The organism is Pseudomonas gingeri (assembly GCF_013385635.1).
Taxonomy (GTDB): Bacteria; Pseudomonadota; Gammaproteobacteria; order Pseudomonadales; family Pseudomonadaceae; genus Aquipseudomonas; species Aquipseudomonas gingeri_A.
The window spans coordinates 170,187-189,638 of record NZ_JACAPR010000010.1; the positions used below are offsets into that span (position 1 = coordinate 170,187).

The following is a 19,452-nucleotide window of genomic DNA, read 5'->3' on the forward strand; positions in this document are numbered from 1 at the left end:
GGCGTCAGGGGCGAGGGCATCGGGTGTTCACTGGTCCAGGTTCTGTGACGGCGCTTCGCGTTTGGAGGCTGACAGCGAGGTCACCTTGAGCAGCAGCGCGAGGTGGCCGCTGTCGAGGAAGTTGAGCTGACCGTTCTTGGTCTGGCTGGTCTGGTTCAGGCGTTCGCTGGCACTGACCACGCCGTTGTTGTCGAAGCGGTTGACCCAGAACTGCGCTTCCACGTCGGTGAAGCGCTTGAGCGTCAGGCTCAGCGTGCCTTCCACCGGGAACTGGCCGAACTGTTCTTCGCCGGCAGTGATCGAGACCTTGCTCGGCTGGTCGCTGAGAGACTGTTGCCAGGCCTTGTGCAACAGGACCTCATAGTTGCCGCTGGCGCCGAGCCTGGCGACCATGTCGTTCAACGCGGGCGTGCGCTCGTCGCCAGCGGTGACGGGCTTGGCGCCCCTGGCCCAGTCCTCGGGAGCCGGTTGGCTCTGGAAGGGTTGTTCAAGGTTTTGCCGGACCAGGATCATTTCGACCTGGTACAGCTCGTCGGCAAAGGCTGCCGGGGTGAACAGGGCCAACAACACGGCCAGCGAGGAGATCAGGCGCATACGGCGTCCTTATCAAGCAGATTTCGGGGTGAGGCGCTCGAACAGCGCCTCCAGTGTATTAAAGCGTTCTTCCGCGCGTTCCATCGGCACCATGAACTTGAACAGTGTGGCACCTTCGAATTTATAGCGGTTGGGTTGCCCCTGGATCAGCTTGATCAATGCCAGTGGATCGACCGGGGTGTCCGCGGCGAACTCGATACGCCCACCTTGCGGACCGCCGTCGATCTTCTTGATGCCCAGTTGCTCGGCCTGCAGTTTCAGCAGGGTCAGGCGCACCAGGTTCTTGGTCGGCTCCGGCAGCAGGCCGAAGCGGTCGATCATCTCCACTTGCAGGTCCTTGAGGCCCTCCTCGTCGGTCGCCGAGGCGATGCGCTTGTAGAGGATCAGGCGTGCATGGACGTCCGGCAGGTAATCCTCGGGGATCAACGCCGGCAGGCGCAGGTTGATCTCGGGCCCACCGCCCAGGGGTTGGTCGAGGTTCGGTTGCTCGCCCTTGCGAATGGACTTGACCGCGCGTTCGAGCATTTCCATGTACAGGGTGAAGCCCACCGCCTGGATCTGCCCGCTCTGGCCATCGCCCAGCAGTTCACCGGCGCCACGGATTTCCAGGTCGTTGGTCGCGAGCACGAAGCCGGCGCCGAGGTCTTGGGTATTGGCGATGGCTTCCAGGCGTTTCTCCGCGTCGGCGGTGATCTGCTGGCGACCGGGCGTCAGCAGGTAGGCGTAGGCCTGGTGGTGACTGCGCCCGACCCGGCCGCGCAACTGGTGCAACTGGGCCAGGCCGAACTTGTCGGCGCGCTCGATGATGATGGTGTTGGCGCTCGGCACGTCGATACCGGTCTCGATGATGGTCGAGGCGATCAGTACGTTGAAGCGCTTGTGGTAGAAGTCACTCATCACCTGTTCGAGTTCGCGCTCGCGCATCTGTCCGTGGCCGATGCCGATACGGGCTTCCGGCACCAGTTCGGCGAGGTCGGCGGCGCACTTCTCGATGGTCTTCACATCGTTGTGCAGGTAGTAGACCTGGCCGCCGCGCAGCAACTCGCGCAGCAGGGCTTCCTTGACCGTGCTCTTGTTCTGCTCCATGACGAAGGTGCGCACCGACAGGCGCCGGGCCGGCGGCGTGGCGATGATCGACAGGTCGCGCATGCCCGACACGGCCATGTTCAGCGTGCGCGGAATCGGCGTGGCGGTCAGGGTGAGGATGTCGACTTCGCTGCGCAGGGCCTTGAGCTGTTCTTTCTGGCGCACACCGAAGCGGTGTTCTTCGTCGATGATCACCAGGCCGAGGTTCTTGATCTTCACATCGTCCTGTAGCAGCTTGTGGGTGCCGATGACGATATCGATCTTGCCTTCGGCCAGCTCCGCCACGGCCGCGTTGACTTCCTTTGTGGACTTGAAGCGGCTCATCACTTCGACGGTCACCGGCCAGTCGGCGAAGCGGTCGCGGAAGCTGTTGTAGTGCTGCTGGGCGAGCAGGGTGGTCGGTACCAGGATCGCCACCTGCTTGCCGCCGTGGACCGCGATAAAGGCGGCGCGCATGGCCACTTCGGTCTTGCCGAAGCCGACGTCGCCGCAGACCAGGCGATCCATCGGCTTGGCCGAAAGCATGTCGGCGCGTACCGCTTCGATGGTGGTCTGCTGGTCGGGGGTTTCCTCGAACGGGAAGCCGGCGCTGAAGGTTGCATAGTCGGCTTTCGGATCGGCGAACGCATGGCCTTCGCGGGCAGCGCGACGGGCGTAGATATCGAGCAGTTCGGCGGCGACGTCGCGGACCTGTTCGGCCGCCTTGCGCTTGGCTTTCTGCCAGACTTCCGAGCCTAGGCGGTGCAGCGGCGCGAGGGCGTCATCACTGCCGGTGTAGCGGGCGATCAGGTGCAGGTTGGCCACGGGTACGTAGAGCTTGGCGCCCTCGGCGTACTCCATGGTGAGGAATTCGGCGACCTGGTTGTCGATTTCCAGGGTCGCCAGGCCGAGATAGCGGCCGACGCCGTGGTCGATATGCACCACCGGTGCGCCTTCGCGCAGCTCGGTGAGGTTCTTGATCACCGCATCATTGTTGGCGTCGGCGCGTTTTTCCCGGCGCCGGCGCTGCATCACGCGCTGGCCGAACAGCGGGCTTTCGGCAATCAGTGCCACGGCCGGGTCGTCCAGCACCAGGCCATCATCCAGCGGTGCGATGGTGATCGCCAGGCGGTCTTTGCCGGCGGTGAAGTCCGGCCAGCTGTCGACGGTCTTCGGACGCAGCTTCAGGCGTTCCAGCAGCTCCAGCAGGACTTCCCGGCGACCGGCGGATTCGGCGGTGAACAGCACGCGACCGGGGAACTGCTCGAGGAATGCGGAGAGCGCCGCCAGGGGTTGGTTGGCCTTGGCTTCGATCGCGAGGTTCGGCAGTTCGCGGGCGGGAAAGCGTTCGCGGCCGACACCGGTTTCCACATCCTGTTGGCTGGCGATGACCCGCGGCCAGCTTTTCAGGCGGGCGAAGCAGTCTTCCACCGGCAGGAACAGTTCGGCCGGCGGCAGCAGTGGGCGGGTCGGATCGACGCGACGCTCCTCGTAGCGGCTGCGCACATCGTTCCAGAAATTTTCCGCGGCCTGCTCGATGCCCGGCAGGGAGAACACCTGGGTCTCCTGGGGCAGGTAGTCGAACAGCGTCGAGGTTTCCTCGAAGAACAGCGGCAGGTAGTACTCGATGCCGGCGGGGGTGATCCCGCTGTTCAGGTCCTGGAAGATCGGGCAGCGGCGGAAGTCGACGTCGAAGCGTTCGCGAAAGCGCGCCTTGAAGCGGGTCACCGCTTCCTTCTGCAGCGGGAACTCCTTGGCCGGCAGCAGGCGCACCGAATCGACCTTGTCGATGGAGCGCTGGTTTTCCGGATCGAAGGTACGCAGCGTTTCGATCTCGTCATCGAACAGGTCGATGCGGTACGGCAGCTTGCTGCCCATCGGGAACAGGTCGATCAGGGCGCCGCGCACGGCAAATTCGCCGTGCTCGTAGACCGTGTCGACACAACGATAGCCGGAGGCTTCCAGGCGGGTGCGCATCTGCTCGACGTCGAGTTTCTGGCCGATATCCAGCACCAGGCTGCTGCCCAGCAGGAACCTGGTCGGGGCCAGGCGGTGCAGTGCTGTGGTGATCGGCACCACCAGCACGCCATGTTCCAGTTCCGGCAGCCGGTAAAGGCTGGCGATGCGCTGGGAGATGATGTCCTGGTGCGGTGAAAACAGGTCGTAGGGCAGGGTTTCCCAGTCCGGGAAATGCAGCACCGGCAAATCGGGGGCGAAGAAACTCAGCTCCTGTTCCAGCCGCTCGGCGCTTTGGCTGTCGGCGGTGAGCAGCAGGGTGAAGCGCTTGGCAGCGCTGGCAGCCTCGGCAATGGCCAGGCTCAGGGCGGCACCGGGGAGATTGCCCCAGTGCTGTTTACCTGCCGCGGCAGGGAGTAGCGGTAGACGCAGAACGGGCACGGAAGGTTGAGCTCCAAGCGTTGCGACAAAGTCGGTAATTGTAACGGCCCCGGGTGCCGCCTGTCAGTTGCAGACTGTGTCTATTACATGTCGGAGGAAATGTAGTGGCTATGACAAGAAATAGCGCTTTTTAGCTGAATATGTAGTGCCATATTGCACTTATGTTTCGGAGGGTTACAGACAAGTCATGGTGGGCGCTCCAAAATGGGGCGCTCTGAAGCCCTTGTATTTACTGGGCTGGAGCGGGGTGGTGGTTTTTTGCAAGGGATTTTATGCGGGGTCGCGCGACAGTCGCGCATTGCTCGCAAGGCCACTGGGCTGCATAATGTAGCCCCTTTTTTCAGCCCCTACATGTGGAAGGTTCCCGTGACTCAGAAGCCCGACCAGTGTCTTGGTGAGTGGATTGATCGTGAAGCGCTTGCAGAAGCGATGATCCCGCTTATCGGTCAGCTCTACCGCAATAACAATGTGGTGAGTTCGATCTATGGCCGCAGCCTGATCAACCAGTCTGTCATCGCGATTCTCAAGGCTCACCGCTTTGCTCGCCATCGTCAGAGCGATGATGCCGAACTGTCCGTCCACGAGACTTTCCCGCTGCTCAAGGCGATGAGCGAGCTCAAGCTGGGCGCCGCTTCGGTGGACCTCGGCAAGCTGGCCGTGAAGTTCAAGGCCCAGGGCAATGGCCGCACTGCCGAGCAGTTCGTCCGCGAAGAACTGGCCGATGTCGTCGGTCAGCAGAATGTTTCCGCACGCAAGGGCACTGACGTGGTGCTGTACGGCTTCGGTCGTATCGGCCGTCTGCTGGCGCGCATCCTGATCGAGAAAACCGGCGGCGGCGACGGTCTGCGCCTGCGCGCCATCGTTGTGCGCAAGGGCGCCGAGAACGACCTGACCAAGCGTGCCAGCCTGCTGCGCCGCGATTCGGTGCATGGTTCGTTCAACGGCACTATCACCATCGACGAAGAAAACAACACCATCACCGCCAACGGTAACCTGATCCAGGTCATCTACGCGAAGAACCCGACCGAGGTGGACTACACCCAATACGGCATCAAGAACGCCCTGCTGGTGGACAACACCGGTGTATGGCGTGACGCCGACGGCCTGGGCCAGCACCTGGCCTGCCTGGGCATCGACCGCGTGGTCCTGACCGCGCCGGGCAAGGGCAAGCTGAAGAACATCGTGCACGGTATCAACCACGGTGAAATCACTGCTGACGACAAGATCGTTTCCGCGGCGTCCTGCACCACCAACGCCATCGTGCCGGTGCTCAAGGCCGTCAACGACAAGTTCGGCATCGTCAACGGCCACGTCGAAACCGTTCACTCGTACACCAACGACCAGAACCTGATCGACAACTTCCACAAGGGTGATCGTCGTGGCCGCAGCGCCGCGCTGAACATGGTGATCACCGAGACCGGTGCTGCCACCGCTGCCGCCAAGGCCTTGCCTGAACTGGCTGGCAAGCTGACCGGCAATGCGATCCGCGTACCGACGCCGAACGTGTCGATGGCGATCCTGAACCTGAACCTGGGTACCGCCACCAGCCGCGAAGAAATGAACGAGTACCTGCGCTATATGGCGCTGCACTCGGATCTGCACAAGCAGATCGATTTCGTCAACTCGCAGGAAGTGGTGTCCACCGACTTCGTCGGCTCGCGCCACGCCGGTGTGGTCGATGCCGAAGCGACCATCTGCAACGACAACCGCGTTGTCCTGTACGTCTGGTACGACAACGAGTTCGGTTATAGCTGCCAGGTAGTGCGCGTGATGGAAGACATGGCCGGGGTCAACCCGCCTGCGTTCCCGCGCTAAGCAATCGCTGCAAATAAAAACGCCCCGACTCGTCGGGGCGTTTTTATTTGTACCTGGCACTGAGAGGGCAGTGCCTGGTCTGGCCTCTTCGCGGGCTTGCGCGCGAAGGCGTCCGGTCAGGCCTGGCTGGAAACCGCCATCTGCGCGGTACGCAGTTCGTGCTTGTTGCCACGGAACAGCACCAGGGTGGCGATCAGGCCCAGCACGGCCGCACCACTGAGCCAGATGCCCGGCGCGGCCTTGTTGTCCAGTACGTGGATCAGGTAGGTACAGGCCGCTGGGGTGAAACCGCCGAAGGTCGCTGTCGCCAGGCTATAGGCCAGGGAGAAGCCGGTGGTGCGGACTTCGACCGGCATGATCTCGGTCAGGGCAACCACCATGGCGCCGTTGTAAGAGCCGTAGAGGAACGACAGCCAAAGTTCGGCGATCAGCAGGCGACTGAAACTTGGGTCCGCTACCAGCCAGGACAGCACTGGATAGGCCGTCAGGATGGCCAGGATGGTCGCCGCGAGCAGCAATGGCTTGCGACCGATCTTGTCGGAAAAGGCGCCCATCACCGGCAGCCAGAAGAAGTTCGACAGACCGATGCACACGGTCACCAGCAGCGCGTCGAAGTCCGAAAGGTGCAGTTCGTTCTTGCCGAAGGTCGGGGTGTAGGCGGTGATCAGGTAGAAGGACACGGTGGTCATCACCACCAGCGCCATGCCTGCCAGTACCAGGCCGAAGTTCTGGCTGATCGAGCGCACCACTTCCTGCAGGGTCGGACGATGTTTGCGCGCCTGGAACTCAGGCGTTTCCTCCAGGGAGCGGCGGATGATGAAAATCGCCGGGACGATCAGGCAGCCGACCAGGAACGGTACGCGCCAGCCCCACTCACCCATTTGTTCGGGACTCAGCCAGTGGTTGAGACCTACGCCCAGCAAGCCGGCGAAGACCACCGCGGCCTGTTGGCTGGCGGACTGCCAACTGACGAAAAAGCCCTTGCGGCCCGGGGTCGAGATCTCGGCCAGGTAGACCGATACGCCGCCCAGTTCCACACCGGCGGAGAAGCCTTGCAGCAGTCGGCCCAGCAGCACCAGCAGCGGTGCGGCTACGCCCAGGGTCGCATAACCCGGCACGCAGGCAATCAGTACCGTGCCCGCGGCCATCAGGGCCAGGGTGATGATCAGCCCTTGGCGACGACCATGGCGGTCGATATAGGCACCAAGGAAGATCGCACCCAGCGGACGCATCAGGAAGCCGGCACCAAAGGTGGCCAGCGAAAGCATCAGGGAAGCGAATGCACTGTCGGCAGGAAAAAAGGTTTTAGCGATGGCCGTGGCGTAGAAACCGTAGACCATGAAGTCGAACATCTCAAGAAAGTTGCCGCTGACAACGCGAAAAATCGCCTTGCCCTTGCCCGTACTCGAGGCCATTTTTATTCACTCACTCTGGCTGTCTTATAAGCAATCCTTCGTCTTTGCTCGTCCTTACTGGCCTTTCAGGCATACGCACGCTGGCAGAACAGTTTTGTAACGATATGTGTATTAGGGTTGTCAGGCAACAAAAACCCATAGCCTGCTGGCTAAATGGCACAGTCCACGGTCTAGAGCGGCTCAGTTCGGTTTTTGTGCGAGCAAGGTTTCCCGCAACGGCACTGAAAGACCGTCCGGTGCCAGCCAGAGGCCGAAATATACCCGGGCCAGTTCCGGATCATGGCTGCTGAAGATGACCTGGCCGTTACGTTCCAGATCCAGGCCGCGGCCGCTGCGGTAGTCGAGGGCGTAACGGTCGCCCTGGCGAATGTCCTTGAAACTCTGGTGCAGGGCATCCAGTTGCGGTTTCAGACGGGCGAGGGTGGTGGCTGTCTGCTGGCGTTGCAGGGTGCTGCTGGCGGCCTTGATCACGTCGCTGCGGTCGATGTCGCGAAAGTAGTAGAGCGCCAGGCGCTGGTCGCGTTGTTCGCTGAAAGCCTGGCGGGCGCTGATATCAGGCGAGGCATAGAGCGCGGCGGCGTAGATATCGGCCCACAGGTAGGTCAGGACGGTCTGGCTCTTCAGTTCCAGGGTTTGCGGGCCATCGCTCCAGCGGGCGGGGAAGTTGGCCTCCTTGAGGCGTTCATTGCTGTTGGCGCAGGCCAGGGTGCTGAAGATCAGCAATAAACAGGCGATTATCTGACGCATAATGCACAACCTCGAACGGTGCCTTCCCATAGCCTATGTCATTTCCCCGAGGTCCCAGGATTTTGTTACGTACACGCCTGTCAGTACTTGCCGCTGCGGCGCTCCTGCTGGTTTCCGGCTGCGGTTCGGGAGACTCGCTGGAGCGCTTTGGCGGCCCGACCATGGGCAGCACCTATTCCATCCAGTATGTGCGGCATGCCGGCGGGCCGGCGGCCGATGAAGTCAGGAACGAGGTCGAGGCGATCCTGGCGCAGGTCGATCGGCAGATGTCGACCTATCGCAGTGATTCGGATATCGAGCATTTCAACGATCTGCCGGCCAACAGTTGTCAGGTCGTGCCGGCGTCGATCCTTGAGCTGGTGCGCCTCGGCGAGCAACTTTCGCTCGCCAGCGACGGTGCCTACGACCTGACGGTGGAGCCGCTGATGAATCTCTGGGGCTTCGGTCCGCAAGGGCGTGTGGAGAAAGTGCCGGATGCCGCGCAACTGGCCGAGGCCCGCCAGCGCGTCGGACATGCTCACCTGCATATCGAGGGCGAGCGGCTGTGCAAGGACGCTGCCGTGCAGGTCGACTTCGACAGCATTGCCGCGGGCTACACCGTGGACCGGATTGCCGGGCGGCTGGCGGCGATGGGCATCGACAGCTTTCTGGCCGAGGCCACGGGCGAACTCAAGGCAGTCGGCAGGAAACCCGATGGCAGCCCCTGGCGTGTCGCGCTGGAAGAACCGCGAGACGATCGGCAGGTTGCGCAACGGGTCGTCGATATCGACGGCTACGGGGTGTCCACCTCCGGTGACTATCGCAATTATTTCGAGCAGGATGGCCAGCGCTATTCCCACACTTTCGATGCTCGCACCGGTGCGCCGATCACCCACGACCTGGCGGCGGTCACGGTGATTCATCCCTCGACGCTGATGGCCGACGGGTTGTCGACGCTGTTGCTGATCCAGGGGCCGGAGCGCGGTTGGGACTATGCGGAAAAACACGATATCGCCGCATTTTTTGTGATTCGTGCCGATAAAGGTTTCGTCACACGAACGAATTCGGCGTTTGACAGATTATTGAAGGGCAAGGCGCATTAACATAGGGCGCCTGACATGTAGTGCAGGCAAGACTAGCCTACGACGCGACCAAGGGTTAATGTGCGCGGCGTTGACGCTTCTATAGACTGCACACCGAGATTTGATCCTTCATGTCGCTGGCCGCGACATGATTTAGCCGCAGGTGCCAGAGGGGTGCCTCGGCCTGTTCTGAGGAGTACGCATGGCTGTCTACAACTACGACGTAGTGGTACTGGGTTCCGGCCCCGCTGGAGAAGGTGCGGCAATGAACGCCGCCAAAGCAGGGCGCAAGGTGGCGATGGTCGACAGCCGTCGGCAGGTCGGCGGTAACTGCACTCACCTGGGGACCATCCCGTCCAAGGCCCTGCGTCACTCTGTGCGGCAGATCATGCAGTTCAACACCAACCCGATGTTCCGGGCCATCGGTGAGCCGCGCTGGTTCTCGTTCCCGGACGTGCTCAAGAGCGCGGAGAAGGTGATCTCCAAGCAGGTCGCCTCGCGCACCGGTTACTACGCCCGCAACCGTGTGGACCTGTTCTTCGGCACCGGCAGCTTCGCCGACGAGCAGACCATCGAAGTGGTCTGCTCCAACGGCGTGGTCGAGAAACTGGTCGCCAAGCACATCATCATCGCCACCGGCTCGCGTCCTTACCGCCCGGCCGATATCGATTTCCACCACCCGCGTATCTACGATAGCGACACCATCCTCAGCCTGGGCCATACCCCGCGCAAGCTGATCATCTACGGTGCCGGGGTGATCGGTTGCGAATACGCATCGATCTTCAGTGGTCTGGGGGTGCTGGTGGAGCTGGTGGACAACCGCGACCAGTTGCTCAGCTTCCTCGACTCGGAAATTTCCCAGGCGCTGAGCTACCACTTCAGCAACAACAACATCACCGTGCGTCACAACGAAGAGTACGAGCGTGTCGAGGGCCTGGACAACGGGGTGATCCTGCACCTGAAGTCGGGCAAGAAGATCAAGGCCGATGCCTTGCTCTGGTGTAACGGCCGTACCGGCAACACCGACAAGCTGGGCATGGAGAACATCGGGGTCAAGGTCAACGGTCGCGGCCAGATCGAGGTCGACGAGAACTATCGCACCTGCGTGCCGAACATCTATGGCGCCGGTGATGTGATCGGCTGGCCGAGCCTGGCCAGTGCCGCGCACGACCAGGGTCGTTCGGCGGCGGGCAGCATTGTCGACAACGGCAGCTGGCGTTATGTCAACGACGTACCGACCGGGATCTACACCATTCCGGAGATCAGCTCGATCGGCAAGAACGAGCATGAACTGACCAAGGCCAAGGTGCCTTACGAAGTCGGCAAGGCGTTCTTCAAGAGCATGGCCCGGGCGCAGATCGCCGGCGAGCCGCAAGGCATGCTGAAGATCCTGTTCCACCGTGAAACCCTGGAGGTCCTGGGTGTTCACTGCTTCGGCTACCAGGCGTCGGAGATCGTCCACATCGGCCAGGCGATCATGAACCAGCCGGGCGAGAACAACACCCTGAAGTACTTCGTCAACACCACCTTCAACTACCCGACCATGGCCGAAGCCTATCGGGTAGCGGCCTACGATGGTCTCAACCGGCTTTTTTGAGCGGCTCCGGCCGGTGGCCTGAGCCGGCCGGGGAGACCGATTTCAGCCTTTCCCAAGTGTGGCCGTGGCCAAACCGGGAAAGTCTGTAATCAGGCTATCGACGCCGAAGTCGGCGAGCCTGCGCATCAGCGCCGGCTCGTTGACCGTCCACACCGACACGTGCAGACCCTGACGCTGGGCCTTGATCAGGCGTTCCGGGGTGCAGAGTGTCCAGTTCAACGCCAGAATCTCGCAGCCATAACTCTGGGCGACCTTCAACGGGTCGAGCCAGGCGTATTCGGCTACCAGCCCGCGTGACAGGTCCGGGGTCAGTTCCAGCGCGGCCTTGAGCACTTCGCGGGAGCTGGAAGTGACGGTGACCTTGTCCAGCAGGCCGAAGCGCTGGGCCATTTCGCGGATTGCCAGCACGGTGGTCGCGGCGCGGGTGCGCGAGGCGCTCTTGACTTCCAGTTGCCAGTGCTCGAAGTCGCACCGCTCGAACAGATCTTCCAGGCGCGGAATCGGGCAAGGGGTGATCCAGCCGGGGCCGCCCTTGCGTGCGTCGTAGGTCACCAGTTCGGCAGCCGAATGTTCGACCACCTTGCCACGCCGGTCGGTGGTGCGCTTGAGGGTCGGGTCATGGATCACCATCAACTCGCCATCCATGGACAGGTGCAAGTCCAGTTCGCAGCGGCGCACGCCGTGTTTGAGGCATTCCTGGAAGCTGGTCAGGGTGTTTTCCGGTGCTTCGCCTTTGGCACCACGATGGCCATAAATCAGAGTCACGACTGCTCCTTCAAGGGAAAAAATGATCCTGCAAATAATCGGGGTCGCACGATGAATCCAGGGCTCAACTCGCCTCGGGATCGTTTTGCTCGCGGGCCAGGCGTCGTTGCTGCGCCTGTTTCTGCAAGATATAGCGTGCCAGCAGTTGGCGCTGGGCGTCGGTCAATGATTCGAACTCGGTGCCGATTTCGAAGGTGCCGAAGCTCTGCGGTTCGCAGTGGGTCACCTTGGCTCGCAGCAGCAGGCCGAGAGCCTGCGGCATCAGTACCAGCTTGACCGCCAGATGGGTGCCGGCCGGGTAGGCCTGGTGATGGCTGAACTCGATGCCGCCTTCGGAAATAATCACCGATTGCGGTTCGCCGAACTCGCCGAGCACGGTCATGGCCATCACCTGGCTCAGCAGGTCGATGCGCTTGTTCTGGGATTTCAGATAGGCCGACAGGGCCCGGTCGCGCTCGCTGACCTGGCGTAGCAGATGCTGCGACTCGAATTCGCTCAGGTGCAGTTCGCTCAGCAGATTGAAGAGTGGTGAAGCATCCTGCAACACTTCCTTGTCCGCGGCATCGGCGGCAGACAGGGGGCGGATTTCCAGTGCGATCGTGTCCTCGATACGGTAGTATTCGCGGCGATCTTCTTCATCTAATGTCGACATGGCGAACCCAAGGCAGAGGTGATGGTCTGAGTGTAAAGCTGCTGACCCCACCTCGCCACATGGACGTCTTCTTTTCCTCCGAACTTCTTTGCCTTCGAACTAGCCTCCGACATGTTCAGACCACTCTTCGTATTCATCGGCACGCGTTACACCCGTGCAAAGCGCCGCAATCACTTTGTTTCCTTCATTTCCCTGACCTCGATGATCGGCCTCGCCCTCGGCGTGGTAGTGATGATCGTGGTGCTTTCGGTGATGAACGGCTTCGACCGTGAAATGCGCAACCGTGTATTGGGCATGGTGCCCCATGCGACCATCGAGTCGGGCGAGCCGATCAACGACTGGCAGAGCCTGGCGGACAAGGTCCGGCAGAATCCGAAAGTCGCCGCCGTGGCCCCGTTCACCCAGATGCAGGGGCTGCTGACCAACAACGGCCAGGTGCAAAAGGTGCTGCTCAATGCCATCGACCCGGCGCAGGAGCGCAAGGTTTCGATCATTGACCAGTTCATGCAGCAGGGCCAGCTCGATGCCTTGTCGCCGGGCAGCTTCGGCATCGTCATCGGCGACAAGGCGGCGACCAAGCTCGGTGTCGGTCTCGGCGACAAGCTGACCTTCGTTGCTCCGGAAGTCACGGTGACGCCGGCGGGGATGTTCCCGCGGATGAAGCGCTTTACCGTGGTCGGTATCTTCCATGTCGGTGCCGGCGAACTGGACGGCTACCTCGGCCTGACCAACCTCGATGACCTCGCGCGCCTGCATCGCTGGAAGCCCGATCAGGTCCAGGGCCTGCGCCTGAAGTTCAACGACCTCTTCCAGGCGCCGCGTACGGCCTGGGAGATCGCCCAGCAGTTGGGTGACAACCATTTCTATGCCCGCGACTGGACCCGTACCCACGGCAACCTGTACCAGGCGATCAAGATGGAAAAGGCCATGATCGGCCTGCTGTTGCTGCTGATCGTGGCGGTGGCGGCGTTCAACATCATCTCGACCCTGGTGATGGTGGTGAACGACAAGAAGGGCGATATCGCGATCTTGCGTACCCTGGGCTCCACGCCCGGGCAGATCATGGCGATCTTCATGGTCCAGGGCACCGTGATCGGTGTGGTGGGCACGCTGATCGGCGCTGCGGTGGGGATTTTCGCCGCGCTCAATGTCAGTGCCGCGATCTCCGCCCTCGAAGGCCTGATCGGTCACAAGTTCCTCAATGCCGACGTGTATTTCATCGACTACCTGCCGTCCCAGTTGATGGCCGAGGATGTCTTGATGGTCTGCGGCGCGGCGTTGATCCTGAGTTTCCTCGCCACCCTGTATCCAGCCTGGCGTGCGGCGCGCACCCAGCCTGCGGAGGCGCTACGTTATGAGTGAGTTGGGCATGAGTGATAAAGCAGTGCTGAGTTGCCGCAACCTGGGCAAGTCCTACGAGGAGGGGCCGGAGTCGGTGGTGGTGTTGTCCGGCCTGCAGCTTGAGCTGCACGCGGGCGAGCGGGTGGCGATCGTCGGCAGTTCCGGTTCCGGCAAGAGTACCTTGCTCAACCTGCTGGGCGGGCTGGATACGCCGTCCCAGGGCAGTGTCTGGCTGGCTGGCGAAGAGTTGTCGGCGCTGGGTGAAAAGGCCCGTGGCCTGCTGCGCAACCGCTCCCTGGGTTTCGTCTACCAGTTCCACCATCTGTTGCCGGAGTTCACCGCGCTGGAGAATGTGTGCATGCCGTTGCTGATCGGTCGCACGGCGATTCCCGAGGCGCGCCAGCGCGCTACGGCATTGTTGGAGCGGGTCGGCCTGGGCCACCGCCTGGAGCACAAACCCGCCGAGCTGTCCGGTGGTGAGCGCCAGCGCGTGGCGATTGCCCGGGCCCTGGTGAACAAACCCGGCCTGGTGATGCTCGACGAACCGACCGGCAACCTCGATCACCACACCGCCCAGGGTATCCAGGACCTGATGCTGGAACTCAGCACCTCGATGCGCACGGCGTTCCTGGTGGTGACCCACGACATGAGCCTGGCCCGGCAGATGGATCGTGTACTCCATCTGGAAGACGGCAAGCTGGTTGCAATCTGATTCGCCAGGATCCGGCCGCTTGCCGTAGGGCGAGTGCCGGGTCCCTTACTTTCTCTACGGTGGCCTGCGAATGTTCCGACCGTTATCGATTTTCATCGGCACGCGCTATACCCGCGCCAAGCGCCGCAACCGTTTTGTCTCGTTTATCTCGATGACCTCGATGATCGGCCTCGCCCTGGGCGTGCTGGCGATGATCGTGGTGCTGTCGGTGATGAACGGCTTCCAGAAGGAAATGCAGTCACGCATCCTCGGCATGGTGCCCCATGCGACCATCGTCGGTGTAAAGCCTATCGATGACTGGCAGCCGGTGGCCGCCGCCGCGATGAAGAATCCCGAGGTGACCGCGGCGGTGCCGTTCACCGAAATGGACGGGATGCTGTCGTACAAGGGCTCGATGCAACCGATCCAGATCAGCGGCGTCGATCCGGCCCAGGAAGGCAAGGTCTCGATCGTTGCCCAGCACATTGTCCAGGGCAAGCTGGATGACCTGAAGCCGGGTGAGTTCGGCGTGGTGATCGGCGACATCACCGCGCGGCGCTTCCGTTTGAATGTCGGTGACAAGCTGACCCTGATCGTTCCGGAGCTCAGTTCCGCACCGGGTGGCATCACGCCGCGCATGCAGCGCCTGAATGTGGTCGGGGTGTTCAAGGTCGGTGCCGAACTGGATGGCTCCATGGCCCTGATCCATATGGCCGATGCGGCGGATATCCAGCACTGGCAGCCGAACCAGGTGCAGAGCGTGCGCCTGGCGGTGAAGGACCTGTATGCCGCTCCGCAGGTTTCGACCAGCATTGCCAGTGGGTTGGGCGCCGAGTTCACCGCGGATGACTGGACCCACACCCAGGGCAGCCTGTTCAGCGCGATGAAGATGGAAAAGACCATGATCGGCCTGTTGCTGCTGATGATCGTCGCGGTGGCGGCGTTCAATATCATTGCGACGCTGATCATGGTGGTGAACGACAAGGGTGCGGATATCGCCATCCTGCGCACCATCGGCGCCACGCCCCGTCAGATCATGGCGATCTTCATGGTCCAGGGCACGGTGATCGGCATTGTCGGGACCTTGATCGGTGGTGTGCTCGGAGTGATCGCGGCGTTGAACGTCAGCGAGCTGGTGGGTTGGATCGAGCGGGTCAGCGGCCAGCACATCTTCAGTTCCGACGTGTACTTCGTCAGCAACCTGCCGTCGCAGCTGCAGGCGGGGGATGTGGTGCTGATCTGTTCGGCCGGGTTTATCCTCAGCTTCCTGGCGACCCTGTACCCGGCGTATCGGGCGGCGAAGATCGAGCCGGCGCATGCGTTGAGATATTCGTAAGTTTTTGGGGCGCGATCTTCCTGCCTGGGGCTGAATGCGATCCCCTGTAGGAGCCGGCTTGCTGGCGATAGCGGTTTCAAAGTCCACATCTCTATCGCCGGATAAATCGTAATCGCCAGCAAGCCGGCTCCTACAGGTTTGACTGCTGGCGCGGCAACTCGATGAAAAACCGTGTCCAGCCGGCTTCTGATTCGCAGCGAATCTGCCCACCATGGGCCTGGATGATCGAGCGGGTAATCGCCAGCCCAAGCCCGGCATGTTCACTGCTGCCTTCATGGCGTGCCGGGTCGGCCCGGTAGAAACGGTCGAACAGCCGGGGCAGCAACGGCGCCGGAATACCTTCGCCGCTGTTCTTCACCTCGATTCGTAGCCCGGACCCGGTCGTCTCCAGCCTGAGGCGGATCTCGCCACCTGCTGGGGTGAAGCGCAGGGCATTGTCCAGCAGATTGGACAGGGCGCGGCGCAGCATGCTCCGGTCACCCGACAGGCTGGCCGCACCGTCGCGTGTCAGGCGCACCTGGTTGTCTTCCGCCAGCGGCGCAAAGAACTCCAGCAGCACATCGAGCTCATCCGCCAGCTCAAGCGGCTCGCGCTTGGGGCTGAGCAGGCCATGGTCGGCTTTTGCCAGGTACAACATGTCATTGACCAGTTGCGCCATCCATTGCAGTTCCTCAAGGTTGCTATGCAGGGCCTCGCGGTAATCTTCCAGCGGACGAGGGCGGGTCAGGGTGACCTGGGTGTGGGTCAGCAGGTTCGACAGCGGCGTGCGCAACTCGTGGGCGATATCGGCGGAAAAGGCCGAGAGGCGCTGGAAGGAGTCTTCCAGGCGCCCGAGCATGGCATTGAAGGCCTGCGCGAGCTCGGCCAGTTCCGACGGCATCTGCCCGGTGGCCAGGCGATGGGTCAGGGAGTTGGCGGAGATGCTGCCTGCCACATCGCTCATGCGCCGCAACGGACGCAGGCCGCTGCGCGCGGCCCAGGCGCCGAGCAGGGCGGTGGCCAGCGCCGAGAGGCTGACCGTCAGCCAGATCAGCTGTTGCATGCGCTGCAGGAAGTGTTGGTGGTGGGTGATGTCGAGTATCAGGGTCAGTCGCGGCGAACCGGCCTGGCCGGGTGTCAGTGGGGCATTGAAGACCCGGTAGGCGGTTCCGTCGATCTGCAGGCTGGTCAACCCCGGCTGCGCGGGCAGGACGTCGGGCAGGGAACGGGCGGCATTGAGCCAGGACTGGCCATCGGCGCCATGGATTCTCAGGGCCAGGTCCGGCCTCAGGTTGATTTCGGCTTGCAGGCGTTCCACCTTGTGCTGGAAATCACCGAAGTCGTCCACCTGGCCGAGGGTGTTGCGCAGTGCCACCAGGCGACCGTCCAGCAACTGCTGGTCAAGCTCGATGAAGTGCGACTCGCTGGCGCGGCTGAACAGCACGCCGGCCACCAGTGAAACCATGGCGGTGCAGGCCGCGAACAACAGTGCCAGGCGGCCGGCGAGGGACAGGCGACGCATCAGAGCGCCCGCTCTTCAAGCACGTAGCCCATGCCGCGCACGGTATGGATCAGTTTGTTCGGATGGGGATCGTCGATTTTCAGGCGCAGACGGCGGATGGCCACTTCGATGACATTGGTGTCGCTGTCGAAATTCATGTCCCAGACCTGGGAGGCGATCAGCGATTTGGGCAGCACTTCACCCTGGCGGCGCAGGAGCATTTCCAACAGGGCGAACTCCTTGGCGGTCAGGTCGATGCGCTGGCCCGCCCGCTCGACCCGGCGGCGAATCAGGTCCAGGCGCAGGTCGGCCACCTGCAGGCTGGTTTCCTGGGTATTGCCGCCGCCGCCACGCCGCAGCAGGCTGCGTACCCGCGCGAGCAGTTCGGAGAAGGCGAAAGGCTTGACCAGGTAGTCGTCGGCACCGAGTTCCAGGCCGTGCACGCGGTCTTCGACCGCATCGCGGGCGGTCAGGAACAGTACCGGGATGTCCAGGCCGGCCGCGCGCACCGCTTGCAGGATCTGCCAGCCATCACGGCCGGGCAGCATCACGTCGAGGATCAGCAGGTCGTAGTCGCCAGTCAGCGCCAGGTGCTGGCCGGTGGTGCCGTCCGCCACCAGTTCGCTGTTGAACCCGGCCTCGTTCAGGCCCTGACGCAGGTAATGGCCGGTTTTCGCTTGGTCTTCGACGATCAGCAGTTTCATGGATGGCTCATGGCAAATGGAACAATGACGTTATACAGGTGGCCCGGCTGCTCCGGCCCAAGCTGACAAAGTTGTAATCTGTTCGTCAGCTTGCTGGCAGCGGTCCGCTTCTACAGTCTTGCACAGAGTGAAGCCCATCCCGTTGGAGTGTGAGTATGTTTGTTTGTACTGGGTTTGTGCGTAACAGCCTGGTGTTTGCAGGTCTGCTGGTACTGGGCTTTCCGGCCTGGGCTGCACCGGCCGCGCATTATGATTTCGGTCAGCCGGCGCCTGCGGCGAAGGCCACCCGCACGATCGAGGTGACCATGACCGATATCGCTTTCAGCGCCAGGGAACTGGAGGTCAAGGCCGGTGAGACCGTGCGTTTCGTGCTGGTCAATAAAGGTCATCTGCTGCATGAGTTCAATCTCGGCGAGGCCTCGATGCATGCCGAGCACCAGCAGGAAATGCTCAAGATGCAGCAATCTGGCATGTTGACGCCGACCGGAATGCAGATGGCCGGGATGGATCATTCCGCCATGGCGGGCATGGATCATGGGATGAAGCATGACGATCCCAACAGCGTGCTGGTGGAGCCGGGCAAGACCGCCGAGCTGACCTGGACGTTCAGCAAGGCCGACAACCTGCAGTTTGCCTGCAACATCCCTGGTCATTACCAGGCGGGCATGGTCGGTCAACTGAAAATCGACCGCTGAGCCGGTCGGGTGGTATCCCCACGCTGAAAGCCGGACGTAAACCCGATAGACTTGTCGGGTTTATTCTTTCAGGTTTCCGTTATGCATCCCGCAGCCGAACACTCGCCGCTGGGCAAGTCCAGTGAGTACATTGCCACTTATACCCCGTCCTTGCTGTTCCCGATCCCGCGCGCGGCGAAATGGGCCGAGCTGGGCCTGAGCGCCGAGACCTTGCCTTATCGGGGCGTGGATTTCTGGAACTGCTTCGAGCTTTCCTGGCTGTTGCCGTCGGGCAAGCCGGTGGTGGCGATCGGCGAGTTCAGCATTCCCGCGGACTCCCCGAATATCATCGAGTCCAAGTCCTTCAAGCTGTACCTCAACTCCTTGAACCAGACACCGTTTGCCGATACGGCGAGCCTGGAGGCGGTGCTGCGCGCCGATCTCTCGGCAGCGGCCGGAAAGCCTGTGGGCGTGCGGGTCCGTTCCTTGAGCGAGGTGCAGGTCGAGGGTGTGGTGGCCTTGCCGGGCGTGTGTATTGATGACCTGGAGATCAGTGTCAGCGACTATGCCCACCCGCGCCCCGAGCTGTTGCGTTGCGATGAGTCGCGGCGGGTCGAGGAGAGCGTGCACAGCCATCTGCTCAAGTCCAATTGCCCGGTCACCAGCCAGCCGGACTGGGGCAGCGTGGTTGTCGAGTATCGTGGTGCGGCGCTGGATCACGCGAGCCTGCTGGCGTATCTGGTGAGCTTCCGCCAGCACTCGGACTTTCACGAGCAGTGCGTGGAGCGGATCTTCCTCGATCTACAGCGTTTGCTGAAGCCGGAGAAATTGACGGTGTATGCGCGTTATGTACGGCGGGGTGGGCTGGATATCAATCCGTACCGCAGCACCGAGGCGGTCGAGTTCCAGAACCTGCGGTTGGTTCGGCAGTAAGGTTGAACGCTAACCTTGTGGGAGCTGGCTTGCCGGCGATGGCGATCGAAAGGACGATGCAAAACTCCAGGGCCTCATCGCCGGCAAGCCGGCTCCCACAGGTTTTATAGCGTTTTCAAGGCCATGTTTCCCTGGGTAAAAATCAGATTTGCGCAGGCATAAAAAAGCCCCGACTCGTCGGGGCT

General features: G+C 62.1%; 16 protein-coding genes. 8 read left to right on the forward strand and 8 right to left on the reverse strand.

Going from position 1 to position 19,452, the window contains the following annotated elements:
* Positions 1-27 precede the first annotated feature (27 nt).
* Positions 28-594, reverse strand: coding sequence for a CsiV family protein (locus tag HX851_RS11105; RefSeq protein WP_177056519.1), 567 nt, complete (start codon positions 592-594; stop codon positions 28-30).
* 12 nt (positions 595-606) lie between these two features.
* A complete protein-coding gene (mfd, locus tag HX851_RS11110; protein ID WP_177056518.1) occupies positions 607-4,056 on the reverse strand; it encodes a transcription-repair coupling factor in 3,450 nt (1,149 codons plus the stop codon).
* A 351-nt stretch (positions 4,057-4,407) separates the two neighbouring features.
* Between mfd and HX851_RS11115 the strand changes: the two genes are divergently transcribed.
* Positions 4,408-5,871, forward strand: a complete 1,464-nt coding sequence (locus tag HX851_RS11115) for a glyceraldehyde-3-phosphate dehydrogenase (protein WP_177065360.1) — start codon at positions 4,408-4,410, stop codon at positions 5,869-5,871.
* A gap of 116 nt (positions 5,872-5,987) precedes the next feature.
* On the opposite strand, the gene HX851_RS11120 is transcribed toward HX851_RS11115, so the two are convergent.
* Both HX851_RS11120 and HX851_RS11125 read right to left on the reverse strand, forming a co-directional pair.
* The gene (locus HX851_RS11120) at positions 5,988-7,286 is read right to left on the reverse strand and encodes an MFS transporter (protein WP_177056516.1); all 1,299 of its coding nucleotides are present in this window, start codon (positions 7,284-7,286) and stop codon (positions 5,988-5,990) included.
* Positions 7,287-7,466: 180 nt separating this feature from the next.
* Entirely contained in the window at positions 7,467-8,033 is a 567-nt protein-coding gene (locus HX851_RS11125) for a chalcone isomerase family protein (protein WP_177056515.1), read from the reverse strand.
* 35 nt (positions 8,034-8,068) lie between these two features.
* Here HX851_RS11125 and HX851_RS11130 point away from each other — a divergent pair, with 35 nt between their 5' ends.
* A complete protein-coding gene (locus HX851_RS11130; RefSeq protein WP_177056514.1) occupies positions 8,069-9,115 on the forward strand; it encodes an FAD:protein FMN transferase in 1,047 nt (348 codons plus the stop codon).
* Between the two features lie 181 nt (positions 9,116-9,296).
* A complete protein-coding gene (sthA, locus tag HX851_RS11135) occupies positions 9,297-10,691 on the forward strand; it encodes a Si-specific NAD(P)(+) transhydrogenase (protein WP_177056513.1) in 1,395 nt (464 codons plus the stop codon).
* Between the two features lie 42 nt (positions 10,692-10,733).
* Here sthA and HX851_RS11140 read toward each other — a convergent pair whose 3' ends face one another.
* Positions 10,734-11,456, reverse strand: a complete 723-nt coding sequence (locus HX851_RS11140; protein WP_177056512.1) for a glycerophosphodiester phosphodiesterase — start codon at positions 11,454-11,456, stop codon at positions 10,734-10,736.
* Between the two features lie 64 nt (positions 11,457-11,520).
* Positions 11,521-12,108 carry a PilZ domain-containing protein gene (locus HX851_RS11145; protein WP_177056511.1) on the reverse strand — a complete coding sequence of 196 codons (588 nt, stop codon included), beginning with the start codon at positions 12,106-12,108 and terminating at the stop codon, positions 11,521-11,523.
* Between the two features lie 111 nt (positions 12,109-12,219).
* Here HX851_RS11145 and HX851_RS11150 point away from each other — a divergent pair, with 111 nt between their 5' ends.
* The 3 genes from HX851_RS11150 to HX851_RS11160 all read left to right on the forward strand — a co-directional run bounded on the left by HX851_RS11150 (position 12,220) and on the right by HX851_RS11160 (position 15,476).
* Positions 12,220-13,470 carry a lipoprotein-releasing ABC transporter permease subunit gene (locus HX851_RS11150; RefSeq protein ID WP_177065361.1) on the forward strand — a complete coding sequence of 417 codons (1,251 nt, stop codon included), beginning with the start codon at positions 12,220-12,222 and terminating at the stop codon, positions 13,468-13,470.
* A 7-nt stretch (positions 13,471-13,477) separates the two neighbouring features.
* Positions 13,478-14,161: a lipoprotein-releasing ABC transporter ATP-binding protein LolD gene (gene lolD, locus HX851_RS11155; RefSeq protein WP_177056509.1), complete on the forward strand. Its 684-nt coding sequence runs from the start codon at positions 13,478-13,480 to the stop codon at positions 14,159-14,161.
* Between the two features lie 70 nt (positions 14,162-14,231).
* Complete coding sequence (locus tag HX851_RS11160; RefSeq protein WP_177056508.1) at positions 14,232-15,476, forward strand: lipoprotein-releasing ABC transporter permease subunit; 1,245 nt, start codon at positions 14,232-14,234, stop codon at positions 15,474-15,476.
* 130 nt (positions 15,477-15,606) lie between these two features.
* Here the strand turns inward: HX851_RS11160 and HX851_RS11165 are convergent, their stop codons facing one another.
* Positions 15,607-16,977, reverse strand: a complete 1,371-nt coding sequence (locus HX851_RS11165) for a heavy metal sensor histidine kinase (RefSeq protein ID WP_177065362.1) — start codon at positions 16,975-16,977, stop codon at positions 15,607-15,609.
* Positions 16,977-17,660, reverse strand: a complete 684-nt coding sequence (locus tag HX851_RS11170) for a heavy metal response regulator transcription factor (RefSeq protein ID WP_177056506.1) — start codon at positions 17,658-17,660, stop codon at positions 16,977-16,979. The genes HX851_RS11165 and HX851_RS11170 overlap by 1 nt, the downstream gene beginning before the upstream one ends.
* Positions 17,661-17,815: 155 nt before the next feature.
* Between HX851_RS11170 and copI the strand changes: the two genes are divergently transcribed.
* Both copI and queF read left to right on the forward strand, forming a co-directional pair.
* Positions 17,816-18,355: a copper-resistant cuproprotein CopI gene (gene copI, locus HX851_RS11175; RefSeq protein WP_177056505.1), complete on the forward strand. Its 540-nt coding sequence runs from the start codon at positions 17,816-17,818 to the stop codon at positions 18,353-18,355.
* An 81-nt stretch (positions 18,356-18,436) separates the two neighbouring features.
* The gene (gene queF / locus HX851_RS11180) at positions 18,437-19,267 is read left to right on the forward strand and encodes an NADPH-dependent 7-cyano-7-deazaguanine reductase QueF (protein WP_177056504.1); all 831 of its coding nucleotides are present in this window, start codon (positions 18,437-18,439) and stop codon (positions 19,265-19,267) included.
* Positions 19,268-19,452 lie beyond the last annotated feature (185 nt).

What these genes read in the sequence shown, in the direction of transcription:
- lolD (WP_177056509.1), top strand. Translation starts at nt 13,478, where the DNA reads ATGAGTGATAAAGCAGTGCTGAGTTGCCGCAACCTGGGCAAGTCCTAC.
- HX851_RS11105 (WP_177056519.1), bottom strand. Translation starts at nt 594, where the DNA reads ATGCGCCTGATCTCCTCGCTGGCCGTGTTGTTGGCCCTGTTCACCCCG.
- copI (WP_177056505.1), top strand. Translation starts at nt 17,816, where the DNA reads ATGTTTGTTTGTACTGGGTTTGTGCGTAACAGCCTGGTGTTTGCAGGT.
- queF (WP_177056504.1), top strand. Translation starts at nt 18,437, where the DNA reads ATGCATCCCGCAGCCGAACACTCGCCGCTGGGCAAGTCCAGTGAGTAC.
- HX851_RS11160 (WP_177056508.1), top strand. Translation starts at nt 14,232, where the DNA reads ATGTTCCGACCGTTATCGATTTTCATCGGCACGCGCTATACCCGCGCC.
- HX851_RS11150 (WP_177065361.1), top strand. Translation starts at nt 12,220, where the DNA reads ATGTTCAGACCACTCTTCGTATTCATCGGCACGCGTTACACCCGTGCA.
- HX851_RS11115 (WP_177065360.1), top strand. Translation starts at nt 4,408, where the DNA reads ATGTGGAAGGTTCCCGTGACTCAGAAGCCCGACCAGTGTCTTGGTGAG.
- HX851_RS11125 (WP_177056515.1), bottom strand. Translation starts at nt 8,033, where the DNA reads ATGCGTCAGATAATCGCCTGTTTATTGCTGATCTTCAGCACCCTGGCC.
- HX851_RS11165 (WP_177065362.1), bottom strand. Translation starts at nt 16,977, where the DNA reads ATGCGTCGCCTGTCCCTCGCCGGCCGCCTGGCACTGTTGTTCGCGGCC.
- HX851_RS11120 (WP_177056516.1), bottom strand. Translation starts at nt 7,286, where the DNA reads ATGGCCTCGAGTACGGGCAAGGGCAAGGCGATTTTTCGCGTTGTCAGC.
- HX851_RS11130 (WP_177056514.1), top strand. Translation starts at nt 8,069, where the DNA reads ATGTCATTTCCCCGAGGTCCCAGGATTTTGTTACGTACACGCCTGTCA.
- HX851_RS11170 (WP_177056506.1), bottom strand. Translation starts at nt 17,660, where the DNA reads ATGAAACTGCTGATCGTCGAAGACCAAGCGAAAACCGGCCATTACCTG.
- sthA (WP_177056513.1), top strand. Translation starts at nt 9,297, where the DNA reads ATGGCTGTCTACAACTACGACGTAGTGGTACTGGGTTCCGGCCCCGCT.
- HX851_RS11145 (WP_177056511.1), bottom strand. Translation starts at nt 12,108, where the DNA reads ATGTCGACATTAGATGAAGAAGATCGCCGCGAATACTACCGTATCGAG.